This window comes from Duganella aquatilis, from assembly GCF_009674565.1.
Classification (GTDB): domain Bacteria; phylum Pseudomonadota; class Gammaproteobacteria; order Burkholderiales; family Burkholderiaceae_D; genus Rugamonas; species Rugamonas aquatilis.
In genome coordinates this window covers 88,617-106,557 of the sequence record NZ_WKJL01000001.1, presented here as the reverse complement: position 1 = coordinate 106,557, position 17,941 = coordinate 88,617, and the positions used below count along the sequence as shown (strand labels likewise).

Genomic DNA, 17,941 nt, shown 5'->3' with positions numbered 1-17,941 from the left:
TGAAAAGCAGCTAGTCCACTAGCTGCTTTTTTTATGACCACCACACAGCGCATCGTCAAAATCCGCCGCGATTACAACACCTGGGTGGCCAACGAGACCATCGAGGATTACGCGCTGCGCTTCACGCCGCGCGCCTTCCGCAAGTGGTCGGTGTTCCGCGTCTCGAATACGGCCTTCGGCGCCATCTCCTTCCTGGTGCTGGAGGCGATCGGCGGCACCATCAGCGTCAACTACGGCTTCATCAACGCGCTGTGGGCCATCATGGCGGTGGGCCTGATCATCTTCCTGACCGGCCTGCCGATCAGCTATTACGCGGCGCGCTACGGCGTCGACATGGACCTGCTGACGCGCGGCGCCGGCTTCGGTTACATCGGCTCGACCATTTCATCGTTTGTCTACGCCTCCTTCACCTTCATCCTGTTCGCGCTGGAGGCGGCCATCATGGCCTATGCGCTGGAGCTGTATTTCCACATGCCGCTGTGGCTGGGCTACATGGTCAGCGCGCTGGCGGTGATCCCGCTGGTGACGCACGGCGTGACGCTGATCAGCCGCATCCAGATGCTGACGCAGCCCGTATGGCTGGTGCTGATGGCCCTGCCCTTCATCGCCATCTGGATCAAGCGCCCGGAGCTGCCGGCCGAACTGCTGCGCTACGCCGGCCGCGACGGCGCCAACGGCCAGTTCAATGTGCTGATGTTCGGCGCGGCGACGGCGGTCGGCGTGGCGCTGATCACGCAGATCGGCGAGCAGGTCGACTTCCTGCGCTTCATGCCGCAGCAGACGCGCGCGAACCGCCTGCGCTGGCACCTCGGCGTGCTGGTGGCCGGTCCCGGCTGGATCGTGCTGGGCATCGCCAAGATGCTGGGCGGCGCGCTGCTGGCCTACCTGGCCATCAGTGCGGTGGTGCCGCTGGAGCAGGCGGTCAATCCCACGCATATGTACCTGGTCGGCTTCGGCCTGGTGTTCTCGCAGCCGCAGGCGGCGCTGGCGGCCACCGCGCTGCTGGTGGTGGTGTCACAGGTGAAGATCAACATGACCAACGCCTACGCCGGCTCGCTGGCGTGGTCCAATTTCTTCGCGCGGCTGACGCACAGCCATCCGGGCCGCGTGGTGTGGGCCGTGTTCAACGCGCTGATCGCAGTGCTGCTGATGGAGCTGGACGTGTTCCAGGCGCTCGACCAGGTGCTGGGCCTGTACTCGAACATCGCCATCTCGTGGATCACGGCGGTGGTGGCGGACCTGGTGATCAACAAGCCGCTGGGCCTCAGCCCGAAAGGCATCGAGTTCCGCCGCGCCTACCTGTACGACATCAACCCGGTCGGCGTCGGCGCCATGCTGCTGGCGTCGGCCCTGTCGATCGCCGCGTTCATGGGATTGTTCGGCCAGCAGGCGCACGCCTTCTCGGCCTTCATCGCGCTGCTGACGGCCTTCGTGGCGTCGCCGCTGATCGCGCTCGCCACGCGCGGCAAGTACTACATGGCGCGCCAGCCGGAACACATCCACAGCAAGACCTGCGTTATCTGCGAGAAGGAGTACGAGGCCGACGACATGGCGCACTGCCCGGCCTACCAGGGTTCGATCTGCTCGCTGTGCTGCTGCCTGGACGCGCGCTGCAACGACACCTGCAAGCCGCACGCGCGCGTCGCCGTGCAGTGGCAGGAAGCGATGCGCGCGCTGCTGCCGCAATCGCTGTGGCGCTACCTGAGCAGCGGGCTGGGACACTATCTGCTGCTGATGATCGTCACCGTGCTGTCGCTCGGCGCGCTGCTCGGGCTGATCTACTACCACGAGCAGTCGGTGCTGCCGCCCGGCTCCGAGGCGCTGCTGCCGCAACTGCGGCTGGTGTTCTTCAAGATCTTCGCGGCGCTGCTGCTGGCCAGCGGCATCGTGGCATGGTGGCTGGTGCTGACCAGCGAAAGCCGCCGCGTGGCGCAGGAAGAATCCAACCGCCAGACCGGTCTGCTGACGCGCGAGATCGAGCTGCACCAGCAGACCGACGCCCAGCTGCAACAGGCCAAGCAGGCGGCCGACCTGGCGAATCAGGCCAAGAGCCGCTACATCGCCGGCATCAGCCACGAGATCCGCACGCCGCTCAATTCCATCCTGGGCTATGCGCAGCTGCTGGACAACGACCCGGCGATTCCGGCGCACCGGCAGCAGGCGGTGCGCGTGATCCGCAACAGTGGCGAGCACCTGCTGTCGCTGATCGAAGGCACGCTGGACATCGCCCGCATCGAGGGCGGCAAATTCAACTTCGACATGAAGGAACTGGACTTCCCGGACTTCATCGGCCAGGTGGTGCGCATGTTCGAACTGCAGGCGGCCAACAAGGGCCTGAGCTTCCGCTACGAATTGACGGGCGCACTGCCGGCATGCGTACGCGCCGACCGCAAACGGCTGGGGCAGATCCTGATCAACATCCTCGGCAACGCCGTCAAGTTCACCAGCCATGGCGGCATCGTCATGCGGCTGCAGTACGCGCGCGAGATGGCGTCGGTGGAGATCGAGGACAGCGGGCCGGGCATCCTGCAAGAAGAGATCGACCATATCTTCGAGCCGTTTTCGCGCGGCAGCGCCAGCGCGCACGCCAACGCCAGCGGCACCGGCCTTGGCCTGCCGATCGCGCGCATGCTGACGCAGCTGATGGGCGGCGAACTGAAGGTCCGCAGCACGCCGCAAGGCAGCATCTTCCAGGTGCGGCTGTTCATGCCCAGCGTGCACGTGCCGGCGGGCCGCGCCACGCGCGCCGCGCTGCTGGCCGGCGAGGCGCGGCAACGCACCGGTTACCACGGTCCGCGCCGCCGCATCCTGGTGGTCGACAACGAAAACGTCGACCGCGAACTGCTGCACAACATCCTGCAACCGCTGGGCTTTGACGTGGCGCAGGCCGCGTCGGGGCTGGAGTGCCTGGACCTGTACGCCAGCTTCCAGCCCGACCTGATCCTGATGGACCTGGCCATGCCGGGCATGGACGGCTGGGAAGCCAGCTACATCCTGCGCCGCAAGCAGCTGTCGGCGGCGCCGATCGCCATCGTCTCGGCCAACGCCTTCGACAAGGGCATGGAGAATCCGGCCGCCATCCGCGCCGAGGACTTCTTCATCAAGCCGGTGAACGTGGACGAGCTGCTGGACTGGATCGGCGCGCGGCTGTCGCTGGAGTGGATCACGCAGGCGCCGGCGGAACCGGCGGCGCCGTCCGCGCCGCCGCTGCTGGTGTTCCCGCCGGCCGCCGTCATGGACTCGCTGCGCGAGCTGGTACGCATCGGCTACGTGCGCGGCATACAGAACAAGCTGGATGAAATCGGCGCACTCAATCCGCGCTACCAGCACTTCACGCAAACCATGCGCAACTTTGCCGCCCGCTTCCAGCTGGATGCGATGGCGGACTTTGTCAGAGAGAGCAATAACGATGAACTTCAACACTGAAGCGGGTAACGCCACGCGCGTGCTGGTGGTGGACGACGTCCCGGAGAACCTGGCGGTGCTGCACGATGCGCTGGACGAATCGGGCTTCACGGTGCTGGTGGCGAACAACGGCGAGGCGGCGCTGCTGCGCGCCGCCGAGGCGCAGCCGCACATCATCCTGCTGGACGCCATCATGCCCGGCATGGACGGTTTCGAAACCTGCCGCCAGCTGAAAGCCAATCTCGCCACGCGCCATATTCCAATCATCTTCATGACCGGGCTGACCGAGGCCGAACACGTGGTCACCGCGTTCGACGCCGGCGGCAACGACTACGTCACCAAGCCGCTGCGCACCAGCGAAGTGCTGGCCCGCATCGCCGCCCACATGCAGACCGCGAAGCTGGTCGACCAGGCGCGCAGCGCGCTGGACGCCTTCGGCAACGCCGTCATCGCCATGACGCCGCGCGACGGCAAGGTGGTCTGGCAAACACCGCTGGCGCGCACGCTGATGCAGGGCTATATGGTCGACGCCGAACTGCCGGCATGGATGCAGGCGACCCAACTGGCGCACAGCCAGGGTTTATCGCATCCGCCGCTGACGCTGGCGCGCGGCGCCCGCCGCCTGATCTTTTCGGCGGCGGAGTTCAGCGAGAACGAACAGTGGATGATCGTGCTGCGCGAGGAATCGGACACCGCGCAAATCGAGAAGCTGATGGCCTCCTTCAAGCTGACGCAGCGCGAATCGGAAGTGCTGAACTGGGTCATCAAGGGCAAGACCAACCGCGACATCGGCGACATCCTCGGCACCAGCCCGCGCACCATCAACAAACACCTGGAACACGTCTTCGTCAAACTGGGCGTCGAAACCCGCACCTCCGCCGCCTCCGTGGCGCTGGCCAGGATCGAGCGCTCCTGATTGGCTTTTTGGCATACACTGCCCCCATGATCCACTCTGCAGGCGGCGGGACATGACCAAGGAAGAAGAACTGAAACGCTCCAAGCGGCTGGCGCTGTCGCTGCTGGCCGGGGCGGCGGCGGTGTTTGTCGTCACCTCGCTGATGCCGCGCGGCCTGTGGACCGACGGCCTGCGCGCCGTCTCCGAGGCCGCCATGGTCGGCGCGCTGGCCGACTGGTTCGCCGTGGTGGCGCTGTTCCGCAAGGTGCCGATCCCGTTCATCTCGCGCCACACCGCCATCATCCCCAACAACAAGGAGCGCATCGCCGACAACCTGGCCGGCTTCGTCGAGGACAAATTCCTCAAGCCGGAATCGCTGGCGGCCGTGATCCTGAAGACCGATCCCGCCACCAGCGTCGCCGAATGGCTGAAGGAACCGGCCAACCGCAACTACCTCGCCAGCCACCTGCTCCAGCTGCTGCCCGAGATCCTGGCCACCGTCGATGACGCCCGCATCCAGCAACTGCTGCGCGACGCGCTGAATTCCGCCATCGGCAAGCTGGATATGTCGCGTTCATTGGGCTCCCTGCTGGCCGCGCTGACCAAGGACGGCCGCCACCAGGAACTGCTGGACGACGGCATGGTGGCGCTGATGGGCATCATCAACCGCCCCACCACGCGCGACCTCATCGCCGGCCAGATCGCCGCCTGGCTGAAACGCGAGCACGCCGCCATGGAGCTGGTGCTGCCGACCGAATGGATCAGCGAAAACGGCGCGGCCATGATCGCCAAGGCGCTCAACAACATCATGCTCGACATCGCCGCCGACCGCGATCACAAGCTGCGCCTCAAGTTCGATGACATGGTGCAGCGCTTCCTGGTGCGGCTGGAATCCGACCCGGCCTTCATCGCCCGTGGCGAGGACTTCAAACGCTACCTGCGCGACGGCGACACCTTCAACAACTACATCGCCGACCTGTGGGGCAGCGTACGCGACTGGATCAGGGCCGATATCGCCGGCGGCGAATCGAAGCTGAACGACGGCGTGATCCAGGCCAGCCAGTGGCTCAGCGAAGAACTGCTGCGCCATCCCGGCATGCGCGCCTCGCTCAACCAGCACATGGCCGGCATGGCGCGCACGCTGGCGCCGGCCTTCTCCAGCTTCCTCACGCGCCACATCAGCGACACCGTCAAGGCCTGGGACAACCAGGACATGTCGCGCCAGATCGAACTCAATATCGGCAAGGACCTGCAATTCATCCGCGTCAACGGCACGCTGGTCGGCGGCATGATCGGTCTGTTGTTATATACCATAGCCCAGATCATGGAATGGGCAGGAAGTTATCTCCATCCCTGACTATCATGTTAGGATGGATTACATGAAATTCTGGCTAACTTCGTTGATCTCTGTGCTATGCGCGAGTGCGCAGGCGGCCGACATTCCGGTGACGCTCTACGCCGACGCCGGCTATCCTCCCTATTCCTACGAAAAAGACGGCAAGCCCGCCGGCCTGTATTACGACATCGTGCGCGCCGCCGTCGGCCACATGCGCGGTTACAAAGTCGATATCCAGTCCGTGCCGTGGAAGCGCGGCATGGCGATGCTGCGCACCGGCGCCGGCTTCGCGCTATACCCGCCGTACATGAACACCAAGGACGAGCCGTGGACCTGGCCGTACTCGCTGCCGCTGTATGAAGAACGCGTGGTGGCGGTCTGCCGCAAGGACATCCTGGCCGCCAGGCCGCGCAAGCGCTGGCCGGAAGACTTTTACGGCCTCACCATCGGCAACAACGCCGGCTTCATCGTCGGCGGCGAGGCGTTCGAGCAGGCCGTGCGCGCCCGCCAGCTGCGCGTGGAGGAAGGCCGGGACAGCGAAACCAATATCGTCAAGCTGGGACTGAAGCGCATCGATTGCTATATCAACGATCGCCTGTCGATCCAGTGGACGCTCAACCAGCTCAAGGCCCAGGGCAAATACGACGAAGGCGGCGCCCACGCCGGCATCGCCGAAGCGACGGTGATCGCGGTGGAGCAAGGCTTTCTTGGCTTTACCGACCGCGATAACGGCAAGTACACCTACAAGAACGACTTCGTCAAACAGTTCGACAACGCCATCTACCAGATGAAGCGCACGGGCGAAATCGACAACATCGCCCGCAACTTCTTCAAGACGCATTAAACCGCGAGATGGCGCTTGACCTCCGGGTCGTTCATCACCGCCTGCGCGCCGGACGCCACCACCTCGCCGCGCGACAGCACCATGAACTGGTCGGCCAGTTCGTGCGCGAAATCGAAGTACTGCTCGCACAGCAGGATCGCCATGTCGCCGCGCTGGCGCAGCAGGCGGATCACGTTGCCGATGTCCTTGATGATGGACGGCTGGATGCCCTCGGTCGGCTCGTCGAGGATGATCAGCTTCGGCTCGGCGAGCAGCGCGCGGGCGATCGCCAGTTGCTGCTGCTGGCCGCCGGACAGGTCGCCGCCGCGCCGGTGCAGCATCTCCTTCAGCACCGGGAACAGTTCATACACCTCGCCCTTGATGGTGTGCGCCTTCTTGCCGCTGTGCGTGGCGAGGCCCATCAGCAGGTTCTCTTCCACCGTCAAGCGGGCGAAGATCTCGCGCCCCTGCGGCACGTAGGCGATGCCGGCCCGCGCGCGCTGGTGCGGCGCCAGCTTCGTGATATCGCGTCCCTCCAGCTTCACGCTGCCCGCCGATACCGGCAACACGCCCATCAGGCACTTGAGCAGCGTGGTCTTGCCGACGCCGTTACGGCCCAGCAGCGCCATGCACCTGCCCTTTTCCAGCTCCAGCGACACGCCGCGCAAGGTATGCGAGGAACCGTAGTACTGGTTGATTTTTTCCACTTGCAGCATAGCGTCAGCGTCCCAGATAGACTTCAATCACACGTTCATCGGCCTGCACTTCCTCCATGCGGCCCTGCGCCAGCACCGAGCCTTCATGCAGCACCGTCACCACGCCCTGCTGCGCGATCTCGGTGACGAAGGCCATGTCATGCTCGACCACCACGATGGAGTGCTGGCCGCGCAATTCGTTCAACAGCTCCGCCGTGCGCGCCGTTTCGGCGTCGGACATGCCGGCCACCGGTTCATCCAGCAGGATCAGCTGCGGCTCCTGCATCAGCAGCATGCCAATCTCCAGCCACTGCTTCTGGCCATGCGACAGCAGGCCGGCCAGGCGCTGCTCGCTGCCGTTCAGGCGTATCAGCTTGAGAATCTCGTCGATCTTGCCGCGCTGTTCCGACGACAGCCGCGCGAACAGGGTTGGCCGCACGCGTTTGTCCAGCTTCATCGCCAGCTCCAGGTTCTCGAACACCGTGTGCTGCTCGAACACCGTCGGCCGCTGGAACTTGCGGCCGATGCCGGCGTGCGCGATCTGGTGCTCGCTCATTCGGCTCAGGTCCATGGTCTGGCCGAAGTAGGCGGTGCCGGAGGTCGGCCGCGTCTTGCCGGTGATGACGTCCATCATGGTGGTCTTGCCGGCGCCATTCGGCCCGATAATGCAGCGCAGCTCACCGACCGAAATGTCCAGGCTCAGTTTATTCAACGCGCGGAAACCGTCGAACACCACGCTGATCTCTTCCAGGTACAGGATCGCGCCGTGCGTCGTATCCAGTCCTTGCTGCGCAATGCGCGCATCGTTCAAAGTCATGCCTGCTCCTTGCGTACCAGCCCGGCCAGCCCGCGCGGCAGATAGCGCGTCACCAGGATAAAGATCAAGCCCAATGCAAACAGCCACAGATTCGGGAAGGCGCCGGTGAACCAGCTTTTCAGGCCGTTCACCGAGAAGGCGCCGATGATGGGGCCCAGCAGCGTGCCGCGGCCGCCGACCGCCGCCCAGATCACCATCTCGATCGAATTCGCCGGCGACATCTCGGATGGATTGATGATGCCCACCTGCGGCACATACAGCGCGCCGGCGATCCCGCACAGCACCGCCGACAGCGTCCACACAAAGAGCTTGAACCAGAGCGGGTTATAACCGATGAACATCAGCCGCGATTCCGAATCGCGCACCGCCTGCAGCACGCGTCCCAGTTTGGACGTGACGATCCAGCGGCACAGCAGCAGCGCGCCAAGCAGCAGCGCTAGCGTCACCAGGTACAGCGTGGCCTTGGTGCCCGGCGCGCTGATCGAATAGCCGAGGATGCGCTTGAAATCCGTGAAGCCGTTGTTGCCGCCAAAGCCAGTATTATTCCGGAAGAACAGCAGCATGAAGGCATAGGTCATGGCCTGCGTGATGATCGAGAAGTACACGCCCTTGATGCGCGAGCGGAAGGCGAAGAAGCCGAACACGAAGGCCAGCACGCCCGGCACCAGCACCACCAGCGCCAGCGATACCCAGAAGCTGTCGGTGCCGCTCCAGAACCACGGGTAGGTCTTCCAGTCCAGGAACACCATGAAGTCCGGCAGGTCGCTCTGGTACACGCCGTCGCGGCCGATGGCGCGCATCAGGTACATGCCGTGCGCGTAAGCGCCCAGCGCGAAGAACACGCCGTGACCCAGCGACAGGATACCGGCATAGCCCCACACCATGTCCAGCGCCAGCGCCGCCAACGCGTAGCACATGAATTTGCCGATCAGGCTCACCATGTAGCTCGGCACGTGCAGCGCATGGCCGTCGGCAAAGAAGAGGTTCAGCAGCGGCAGCGCCGCCAGCACCACGGCGCAGGCGATGATGCCCGTCCACGCCCGGCGCGAAAATAACGAGGGATGATTCATTCAGCGCTCCTGCCTTTCATGGCGAACAGCCCTTGCGGACGCTTCTGGATAAAGATGATGATGAACACCAGGATGGCGATCTTGGCCAGCACCGCGCCAGCCACCGGCTCCAGGAACTTGTTCGCTTCGCCCAGCCCCAGCGCGGCGATCACCGTGCCGGCCAGCTGGCCGACGCCGCCCAGCACCACCACCATGAACGAATCGACGATGTAGCCCTGGCCCAGGTCCGGCCCCACATTCCCTAACTGCGACAGCGCCACGCCGCCCAGGCCGGCGATGCCGGAGCCGAGGCCGAAAGTCATCATGTCGATTTTGGCAGTGGAGACGCCGACGCAGCCGGCCATGCGGCGGTTCTGCATCACGGCGCGCACGAACAGGCCGAGGCGCGTCTTGTTCAGGATCAGCCACACGCCTGCCACCACCAGCGCGGCAAAGACGATGATGGCGATGCGGTTGTAGGCCAGCACCAGCGATCCGAGCACGGTCACGCCGCCGGACATCCAGGCTGGATTGGCCACTTCCACGTTCTGCGCGCCGAAGATGGTGCGCACCGCCTGCATCAGTATCAGGCTGATGCCCCAGGTGGCCAGCAGCGTTTCCAGTGGGCGGCCGTAGAGCCAGCGGATCACCGTGCGCTCCAGCACAATGCCGACCAGCGCGGTGACGATGAAGGCGGCCGGCAGCGCGGCGGCCAGATACCAGTCCAGCGCATCCGGCGCCCAGCGGCGGAAGGCCAGTTGGCACAGGTAGGTGGTGTAGGCGCCGATCATCAGCAGCTCGCCGTGCGCCATGTTGATGATGCCCATCAGGCCGAAGGTGATAGCCAGGCCCAGCGCCGCCAGCAGCAGCACGCTGCCCAGTGAAACGCCGTAAAACAGATTGCCGACAAATTCGGTGCGCGCCAGGCGGCTGTCCAGCGCTTGCAGCGTGTGGGCGGCGGCGACGCGCACGTTCTGGTCGGCGTCGCTGGTCAGCATGGCTTGCAGCGCGGGACGCAGGTTGGCATTGCTGCTGTCGGCCAGCGCTTCGACGGCGGCCTTGCGCCTGGCGGCTTGCGGGGATTGCAGGTTGGCAGTGGCGGCGACCAGGCGCAGGAGTTCGCGGATTTCGGCGTCCTGTTCGCGTGCCAGCGCTTTTTCAATCAGCGGCGCCTGCGTTAGCGTGGCGCTTTTCTGCAGCTCGGTGACGGCGGCCAGGCGTTGCGCGCGGTCGGGCGAGAACATCTTCAGTGCCGACAGGGCTTCTTCGATGGCGCCGCGCAGGCGGTTGTTGATCATGATGCCGTCGATGCCGTCGGGCGGTGCGGTGGTGGCGCCGGTGGCTGGATTGTAGGCCTTGTCGTCGCTGACGATATACAGCTTGCCGTCCGGTGTGGTGTAGACGTCGCCGTTTTGCAGCGCCGTCAGCAGGCGAGTGGCGTCATCGGTGGCGAGCGCGCCGATGGTGGCGATGGCGGCGACGCGCGCGTCGGCATCGTCACCAGCCAGCGGCGCCAGCATGGCGGGATCGATGGCCGCGCGCGCAAGGCCCGCGCACAGCAGGCAGGCAAGGAACAGGAGTTTTTTCAAGATGCATAGTCCTCAGGTGAAGCAGCCCCGCGCAACTGCGCGGGGCATATTGGTTACAGCTTCTGCTTACCCTCGTTACCCGGAATGTACGGACTCCAAGGATTCGCACGCACCGGACCTGGCGTTTTCCACACCACGTTGAACTGCCCATCCGGACGAATCTCGCCAATGAACACCGGCTTGTGCAGATGGTGATTGGTCGCATCCATGGTCAAGGTAAATCCATCCGGCGCCTTGAACGTCTGCCCCGCCATCGCCGCGATCACCTTGTCGGTATCGGTCGACTTGGCCTTCTCCACCGCCTGCGCCCACATGTGAATGCCGACATAGGTCGCTTCCATGGGATCGTTGGTCACCACCGTGGCCGCATTCGGCAGCTTCTTGGCCGCCGCATACGCCTTCCACTTCTTGATGAATTCCGCATTTACCGGATTCTTGATCGACTCGAAGTAGTTCCACGCCGCCAGGTGGCCCACCAGCGGCTTGGTGTCGACGCCGCGCAGCTCTTCCTCGCCAACCGAGAACGCCACCACCGGCACATCGGTCGCCTTCAGGCCGGCGTTACCCAGCTCTTTATAGAACGGCACATTCGAATCGCCATTGATGGTCGAGATCACCGCCGTCTTGCCGCCCGCCGCAAACTTCTTGATGTTGGCGACGATGGTCTGGTAATCCGAGTGGCCAAACGGCGTGTACACCTCGTCGATATCGCTATCCTTCACGCCTTTGCTCTTCAGGAAAGCGCGCAGGATCTTGTTGGTGGTGCGTGGATAAACGTAGTCGGTCCCCAGCAGCACGAAGCGCTTGGCGCCGCCGCCGTCCTTGCTCATCAGGTACTCGACCGCCGGAATCGCCTGCTGGTTCGGCGCCGCGCCGGTGTAGAACACATTCTTCTCGAGCTCCTCGCCCTCGTACTGCACCGGGTAGAACAGCAGGCTATTGAGCTCCTTGAACACCGGCAGCACCGACTTGCGCGACACCGAGGTCCAGCAGCCGAACACCACCGACACCTTGTCCTGCGCGATCAGGCCGCGCGCCTTTTCCGCGAACAGCGGCCAGTTGGAGGCCGGATCGACCACCACCGCTTCCAGCTTCTTGCCCATCACGCCGCCCTTGGCGTTGATTTCATCGATGGTCATCAGCGCCACGTCCTTCAGCGACGTCTCCGAAATGGCCATGGTGCCGGACAGCGAATGCAGGATGCCGATCTTGATGGTGTCCGCGGCATAAGCCTTCGTGCCGGCCGCCAGCAAGGCGGTGGCGGCGGCGATGCGGCTCAAGGTGCCGATAAAATGACGACGATTTTGCATGGCTAAACTCCGTGGTGGTTAATCAGTATTGAAGTTGCAGCGCGATCTGGAACTTGTCCTGGTCGGCCACGCTGGTGATCTTGGTCTTCGAGTACACCGCGCTGACCTGCGCGTTGTAGCCATCGATGATGTAGTTGACGCCGGCGTCATACTGCTTGGTGTCGATATTGGTATCGGCGGCGAACTTCTGCCAGCGCACGAAGGGCTGGAACTTGCCCCAGCCGACCTTCTGCTCGAAGATGTAGGAGGCGCCGGCGGAATACGCCTTGCCCTGCTCGGCCTTGATGATGTCGTCGGTGTCGTACTTGTACCAGGCCGCTTCCACCGCGAAGGCGCCGGCGCCCTTGATGCGCTTCTCCAGCAGGAAGTCGACGTTGTAGGAGCTGTACTTGCCGACCGCGCCAGGGGTCAGGATGCCGTCCTTCTGATAGCGGCCCGCCACGCCGATGGCGAGGATGTCGGCGCCGCCGAGGTAATTGCCGGTGCCGTAGTAGCCCGGTTCCGCGTCCCAGAAGTCGTACTGCACGCGGCCCGCGTACATCAGCGCGTCGTCGGCCTTGATGCCGGCGGCCTTGGCCTGCGACTGCGTCAGCGAGCCGATGCCGAAGGTGTGGCCCTCGAAGGCGCCGAACGAGTAGCCCAGGCGGCCGCCGTCGCCGGCATTGCCCCAGACGACCACGCCGTCGTCGCGGCCACGGAAGATGCCGCCGTTGTAGCCGTAGCGCGAAGCCACGCCAGCCCAGTAGCCGCCGCCCAGCGAGTAGTACGGACCGGCCATGTTGGCGCGGTCGGACGGCGACAGCAGGCGGCCGGCCCAGATATTGAGTTCCGGCGAAATGGCGAACTGCCCGGCCGCATCCAGCACGCGGATCTTGTCGCCGTCCCACTCGGTGTTGAACATGCCCTTGATGTTCTTGTTCAGCGAAGCGCCGAAGAACAGGCGGCCGCTGTCCAGGTTAAAGTCGCTGGACCGGCCGCCGTCCGGCGCGCCATTTTCAGCGCTGGTGTAGCTCTCGCGCAGGCCGAAGCCGACCGTGACCGACTTGTCGTCGCCCATATTGATCGTCGCCCCGGCCCAGGCGTTGCCCACCGCCGCCGCGGCCAGCGCCGCCAGCAGCTTCTTGTTCACCCCCATCTTGCTCTCCCCGTTCGGTTTTGGATGAGACAAGATTAACCAGGTGACAATCTCCCAGGAATACGTTGAATGACGTAGTGGCAAACCGGGTACAAGACGATTTAGCGCTTGCCCAGCTCCGCCAGCGCACGCTCCAGCACCGGATCGGTACCAGCGCGCACGCTGGCCACGGTGGGATGGGCTTCCACATCCGGCAGCACGCCGACGCCGACGAAGGCCGTGCCGTCCGGGTAGGTGTCGCGCTTGACGCAGATACGCGCCTTGCCGCCGCCAGGCAGGTCCAGGAACAGCGGCTGGCCGGTGCTGCCGCCGGACGCCTCGCCAACGATGATCCCGCGCTTCATGCCGCGAAACGCCACCGCGAAATCCTCCGCCGCCGAGAAGGTCTGGGCGCTGGTCAGCACCGCCACCGGGCCGTTGTAAACTTCCGGATGCTTGTTGCGATAGGTCTCGTCTCCCCACGAGGTGCGCGACCAGTTGATGGCCGCGCCGGCTTGCGCGCGCATGACCGCATCGTCCGAGCGCACGTAGCTTGAGGACGTGGCGAACGGTTCCCGGCTCAGATACGACAGCACCGCGTAGCCATTCCCTGAAGAGCCGCCGCCATTGCGGCGCACATCCAGCACCAGCCCTTTCGCCTTCAGTATCTCGGGCAGCATCTGCTGCAGCAGCTTGACGCCTTGATCGCTTTCAAACTCGCCCAGCGACAGATAGGCGATCTGCCCTGGCAGCATCTTGAATTCGAACTGCTGCGGCCCCTGATAAGCGCCACTGCGCTGTAGCACCTCGGTGCGTTCGACGCCATCCGCGGCGCGCAGGCGCAACGCGACCGGTTTGCCCACATCACCGCGCAGCAGCTCGTAGCTGTAGATCCGCATCGCCCTGTCCTGCGCGGTCGAGGCGCTGACGAATGGCGCGATGCGTTGCGCCGCGTATTGCTGCACCGGCTCGCCGTCAATGGCGACGATTTCCTCTCCCACGTGCACACGCTCCGCCAAGGCAGCATTGCCGACCCGCTGCACCAGCACCTTGTCTTCGACCAGCACGGTACGCAACGACGGCCGCGAAAACAACTCGGGCACCAGCGCATCGGGCGGATAGATATTGGTGTGGCCGTCCTGCAGCAATGGCGCCAGCTGCATCATCACCTGGTAGTAGTCGCGGGTTGTCGGCGCGGCGATCACCTTGGTCAGATAGTCCATGTACACCTGGTTCCAGTCCAGGTCCGGAACATGGTCGAAATGAACGAAATTGCGCCGCACCTCCGCCCAGAACAGCGATAGACCCGCCACTTTCTCTTCCGTGCTGAGAACCGGCTTGTAAGGCGTGGCGATCGCCGGCGCCTGATACAGACGCCTGGGAATCGCGCTGGTTTTCAGCAGCGCCTTGAAGCGCGCCTCATTGCGCAAGCTGTCGTAAGCGTGGTCACTGGCGATCTGTTCCAGCTGCGGCAGCCACAACGTGTCCAGCACACGCTCCAGGGCATCCAGCGCCTGCGCTTTCATGCCCAGCCGCGCATAGGTTTGCGCCATCGGGATCAGCACATTGACGAATTCGGCGCCGAGCGAGACCGAACCTTGCGCGTGATCGCGCACCTGCGGCGTCGCCAGATAGTCGAGCGACGCCTGGTATTTTTTCAAGGCCTGCTGCAAGTCATCCGGCGACGCGCTCGCGGACCCACTCAACCGCTGCGCCTCGGCGCGCAAGGCGCGCTGATAGGCGTAGATCTCCTTGGTGGTGGCGCCAGGCTGCGGTGCGACCGCGCTGGCGGCACATGCCGGCACTGTGGTCAGCGAGAGTGCGATCAGCAGGAATGAAGAAAGGTGGCGCATATCGACCTTACATAAAAAGCAATGAGTGGAATACTAATACACGGCGCGCCTTCGTGGCACAATAGCGGCTTGATTTTTTTGGAAGACCATCATGACCATATTTGCCGCCTCCGTTTTCGACGCCACCGTGATCTACGACGGCCATGAGCTGTTCAAGGGCCAAGGCGCCGCCAAGGGCTGGGCCGAGAAGCTGGCCAAAGAACTGGAATGCGAGATCGGCGTCGAGAAGATCGGCACCGGCTGGGTGCTGACCGGCACCGTCGACGGCGAAGCCTGCAAGTGGAGTATCGTCGGCCAGCGCCTGAAGCGCATGGACTAAACACATCGTGCGCTAGCGCACATCGTACCGTCCTGGCGGCGCGTAGCATCGGTCGTATTCTGCCCACCAAGGATAGCGATGAAGCGCGAAGATCTCCCGGCGGCCGCCATGCCGCCACCAGCGGCCGCACGCCTGGCCGGCCTGCGTTACGTACAGGACGGCCAGGCCGGCATCGCCCGCAAGCCGCACGGCAAGCAGTTCCGCTACCTCGACGCCGACGGCCACGCCGTCAAGGACGAGGACACGCTGGCGCGCATCAAGTCGCTGGTGATTCCGCCGGCATGGACCGACGTCTGGATCTGCAAGCATCCGCTGGGCCACCTGCAGGCCACCGGCCGCGATGCGCGCGGCCGCAAGCAGTACCGCTACCATCCACGCTGGCGCACGCACCGCGACGACGCCAAGTACGAGCGCATGCTCAGCTTCGGCAAGGCGCTGCCGGCGATCCGCAGCGCCGTCGATGACGCCCTGCGCAAGCCCGGCCTGCCGCGCGAGAAGGTGCTGGCCACCATCGTCTTCCTGCTGGAAGCGACGCTGATGCGCATCGGGAACGAGGAGTACGCGCGCGAGAACAAGTCCTTCGGCCTGACCACGCTGCGCGACCGCCATGTGCGGCTAGACGGCAGCAAGGTGCAGTTCCGCTTCCGCGGCAAGAGCGGCGTGCATCATGCGGTGGAAGTGCAGGACCGCCGGCTGGCGCGCATCATCGCCCGCATCCGCGACCTGCCCGGCCAGGAACTGTTCCAGTACGAGGACGACGACGGCAATCCGCATGCCATCGACTCGGCCGACGTCAACGACTACCTGCACGGCATCACCGGCGCCGACTACACCGCCAAGGACTTCCGCACCTGGGCCGGCACCGTGCTGGCCGCCGTCGCGCTGTTGGAATACGAGAAGTACGACACCGAAGTGCAAGCCAAGAAGAACGTGGTGCAGGCCATCGAGTCGGTGGCCAAGAAACTCGGCAATACGCCCACCATCTGCCGCAAGTGCTATGTGCATCCGGCGGTGATCGAGTCCTATCTCGACGGTACGATGCTGACCGCGCTGCGCCAGCGCGCCAGGCAGGAGTTGAAGGAAGATCTGCACGCGCTGCGGCCGGAAGAGGCGGCGGTGCTGGCACTGTTGCAGCAGCGGCTACACACCGGCTGAAGCGCGGCAACGCGGCTCGCGCGGTGCCGGCCTTAGGAGTAGAATCAGGTCCATGCCCACTGCCCCGCCATTCCTCATCCGCAAAGAGTGCCCGCCCGGCGCCTGCGAGTGCCGGCACGGCGAGCTGCTGGACGCCTGGGAGCGCGACAGCGGGACCGACATCCGCATCCTGCGCCTGACGCGCGAGGAAGAGAAAGCGCTGATCGCCCGCATCGAGGCGATCGACAGCTATGAAGCGCTGGGCCGCCTCGAACAACGCATGCTGGAACTGCTGGGTATCCGGCTGACCATCACGCCCAGCGCCAACGGCGTGCGCACCGTCATGGGCTTGCAGATCAAGCTGGCGGAGCAGCCGGGCCTGTGCCGGCGCACGCGCGAAAACATCCCGGCCGCGATCCGCCGCTGCTTCGGCCGGCACCCGGAAATCATCTACGCCCTGCTGAATGCCCGCGACCTGCTGCGCGCGGAGGACGACGCCAGTTAGTCGGTGTGGAACTCGCTGGCGGTGATGAACAAATCCCAGGCCGCGATGAACAGTGCCGCAACCACCGGACCGATGACGAAGCCGTTCAGGCCAAACAGCGCCATGCCGCCGACGGTGGACAACAGCACCACGTAGTCGGGCATCTTGGTGTCCTGGCCGACCAGCACCGGACGCAGGAAATTGTCGACCAGGCCGATCACGAACACGCCGAATACGGCCAGGCTGATGCCCTGCCAAATCGATCCCGTCGCCAGGAAGTAGATCGCCACCGGCGCCCACACGATGGCCGCGCCGACGGCCGGCAGCAGCGACAGGAAGGCCATCAGCACGCCCCACAGCACCGGCGCGCTGACATCCAGGAACCAGAACGCCAGCCCGCCCAGCGCCCCCTGCGCGATGGCGACCAGGATGTTGCCCTTGACGGTGGCGCGGATCACGGTGGTGAAGTTCTGGAACAGGCGCTGCTTGTACTTGCGGCTCAGCGGCACCGCCTCGCGGATGCGCTTGGCCAGCTTGTCGCCGTCGCGCAGCAGGAAGAACAGCAGGTAGAGCAGTATGCACAGGCTGGTGAGGAAATCGAAGGTGTACAGGCCGGCGTTGATGGCGCGCTTGGCCACTTCCTGGCTCACTTGCGCTGCGGCTTCGGTGAGCTTGTCCTGCAGGTAGGCCAGGCTGGTGAGATGGAAGCGGTCGAGCAGTGAGACCAGCCAGTTGGGCAGCGCCGCCATGATTTTGTTGAAGAACATGGCGACGGTGATTTCGCCCGAGCGGACCATTTCCACCACTGATGCGGCCTGGTTGACGATGGAGACCGACACCATCGTCAGCGGCAGGATGACGATCACCACGATCAGCAGCAGCGTCAGGAACGACGCCAGCGCGGCGCGGTTTCTGGTTCGCTGCAACAGCCAGCGGTAGATGGGGGCGAACAGGATCGCCAGCACCACGCCCCAGAAAATCGCCCCGCCGTATGGCGCGAGTATCCAGCCGAAGCCGATGGTGACTACGGCCAGAAGCAGCAGGAACATTTTTTGTTGAAACGAGAATGGCTGCATGGGCGATTTCTATACGGGTTAGGGTCAGCCCCTTTCGTTCGG

15 protein-coding genes are annotated in these 17,941 nt (G+C 64.5%); 7 read left to right on the top strand and 8 right to left on the bottom strand.

Annotated features, from left to right (window positions below):
- The first annotated feature begins 33 nt into the window (after nt 1-33).
- Genes GJ698_RS00485 through GJ698_RS00470 form a run of 4 tightly spaced genes read left to right on the top strand, consistent with a single transcriptional unit; the run spans nt 34 to nt 6,480 of the window.
- The gene (locus GJ698_RS00485) at nt 34-3,426 is read left to right on the top strand and encodes a hybrid sensor histidine kinase/response regulator (RefSeq protein WP_154355636.1); all 3,393 of its coding nucleotides are present in this window, start codon (nt 34-36) and stop codon (nt 3,424-3,426) included.
- On the top strand, nt 3,410-4,321 hold the full coding sequence (locus tag GJ698_RS00480) for a response regulator (RefSeq protein WP_154355635.1): 912 nt from the start codon (nt 3,410-3,412) through the stop codon (nt 4,319-4,321). The genes GJ698_RS00485 and GJ698_RS00480 overlap by 17 nt, the downstream gene beginning before the upstream one ends.
- Before the next feature lie 52 nt (nt 4,322-4,373).
- On the top strand, nt 4,374-5,657 hold the full coding sequence (locus GJ698_RS00475) for a DUF445 domain-containing protein (RefSeq protein WP_154355634.1): 1,284 nt from the start codon (nt 4,374-4,376) through the stop codon (nt 5,655-5,657).
- A gap of 22 nt (nt 5,658-5,679) precedes the next feature.
- Nucleotides 5,680-6,480, top strand: a complete 801-nt coding sequence (locus GJ698_RS00470; RefSeq protein ID WP_154355633.1) for a substrate-binding periplasmic protein — start codon at nt 5,680-5,682, stop codon at nt 6,478-6,480.
- Here GJ698_RS00470 and urtE read toward each other — a convergent pair.
- The 7 genes from urtE to GJ698_RS00435 all read right to left on the bottom strand — a co-directional run bounded on the left by urtE (nt 6,477) and on the right by GJ698_RS00435 (nt 14,886).
- Nucleotides 6,477-7,175 carry an urea ABC transporter ATP-binding subunit UrtE gene (gene urtE / locus GJ698_RS00465; protein ID WP_154355632.1) on the bottom strand — a complete coding sequence of 233 codons (699 nt, stop codon included), beginning with the start codon at nt 7,173-7,175 and terminating at the stop codon, nt 6,477-6,479. The genes GJ698_RS00470 and urtE overlap by 4 nt on opposite strands.
- Before the next feature lie 4 nt (nt 7,176-7,179).
- On the bottom strand, nt 7,180-7,971 hold the full coding sequence (gene urtD / locus GJ698_RS00460) for an urea ABC transporter ATP-binding protein UrtD (RefSeq protein ID WP_154355631.1): 792 nt from the start codon (nt 7,969-7,971) through the stop codon (nt 7,180-7,182).
- Nucleotides 7,968-9,041 (bottom strand): urea ABC transporter permease subunit UrtC, encoded by a 1,074-nt coding sequence (gene urtC / locus GJ698_RS00455; RefSeq protein ID WP_154355630.1) that lies wholly within the window; start codon nt 9,039-9,041, stop codon nt 7,968-7,970. Before urtC ends, urtD begins: the two co-directional genes overlap by 4 nt.
- Entirely contained in the window at nt 9,038-10,540 is a 1,503-nt protein-coding gene (gene urtB / locus GJ698_RS00450; RefSeq protein ID WP_154356336.1) for an urea ABC transporter permease subunit UrtB, read from the bottom strand. The genes urtC and urtB overlap by 4 nt, the downstream gene beginning before the upstream one ends.
- Nucleotides 10,541-10,662: 122 nt before the next feature.
- Nucleotides 10,663-11,919, bottom strand: coding sequence for an urea ABC transporter substrate-binding protein (gene urtA / locus GJ698_RS00445; protein ID WP_208023742.1), 1,257 nt, complete (start codon nt 11,917-11,919; stop codon nt 10,663-10,665).
- A 22-nt stretch (nt 11,920-11,941) separates the two neighbouring features.
- Complete coding sequence (locus GJ698_RS00440; RefSeq protein ID WP_229259773.1) at nt 11,942-13,054, bottom strand: porin; 1,113 nt, start codon at nt 13,052-13,054, stop codon at nt 11,942-11,944.
- 101 nt (nt 13,055-13,155) lie between these two features.
- Entirely contained in the window at nt 13,156-14,886 is a 1,731-nt protein-coding gene (locus tag GJ698_RS00435; RefSeq protein ID WP_154355629.1) for a S41 family peptidase, read from the bottom strand.
- 91 nt (nt 14,887-14,977) lie between these two features.
- On the opposite strand from GJ698_RS00435, the gene GJ698_RS00430 reads away from it, so the two are divergent.
- The 3 genes from GJ698_RS00430 to GJ698_RS00420 all read left to right on the top strand — a co-directional run bounded on the left by GJ698_RS00430 (nt 14,978) and on the right by GJ698_RS00420 (nt 16,844).
- On the top strand, nt 14,978-15,205 hold the full coding sequence (locus GJ698_RS00430) for a hypothetical protein (RefSeq protein ID WP_154355628.1): 228 nt from the start codon (nt 14,978-14,980) through the stop codon (nt 15,203-15,205).
- Nucleotides 15,206-15,283: 78 nt separating this feature from the next.
- Nucleotides 15,284-16,360 carry a DNA topoisomerase IB gene (locus GJ698_RS00425; protein ID WP_154355627.1) on the top strand — a complete coding sequence of 359 codons (1,077 nt, stop codon included), beginning with the start codon at nt 15,284-15,286 and terminating at the stop codon, nt 16,358-16,360.
- A 52-nt stretch (nt 16,361-16,412) separates the two neighbouring features.
- Nucleotides 16,413-16,844, top strand: a complete 432-nt coding sequence (locus GJ698_RS00420; RefSeq protein WP_154355626.1) for a hypothetical protein — start codon at nt 16,413-16,415, stop codon at nt 16,842-16,844.
- Here GJ698_RS00420 and GJ698_RS00415 read toward each other — a convergent pair.
- A complete protein-coding gene (locus tag GJ698_RS00415; protein ID WP_154355625.1) occupies nt 16,841-17,899 on the bottom strand; it encodes an AI-2E family transporter in 1,059 nt (352 codons plus the stop codon). The two genes, GJ698_RS00420 and GJ698_RS00415, sit on opposite strands and share 4 nt — an antisense overlap.
- Nucleotides 17,900-17,941 lie beyond the last annotated feature (42 nt).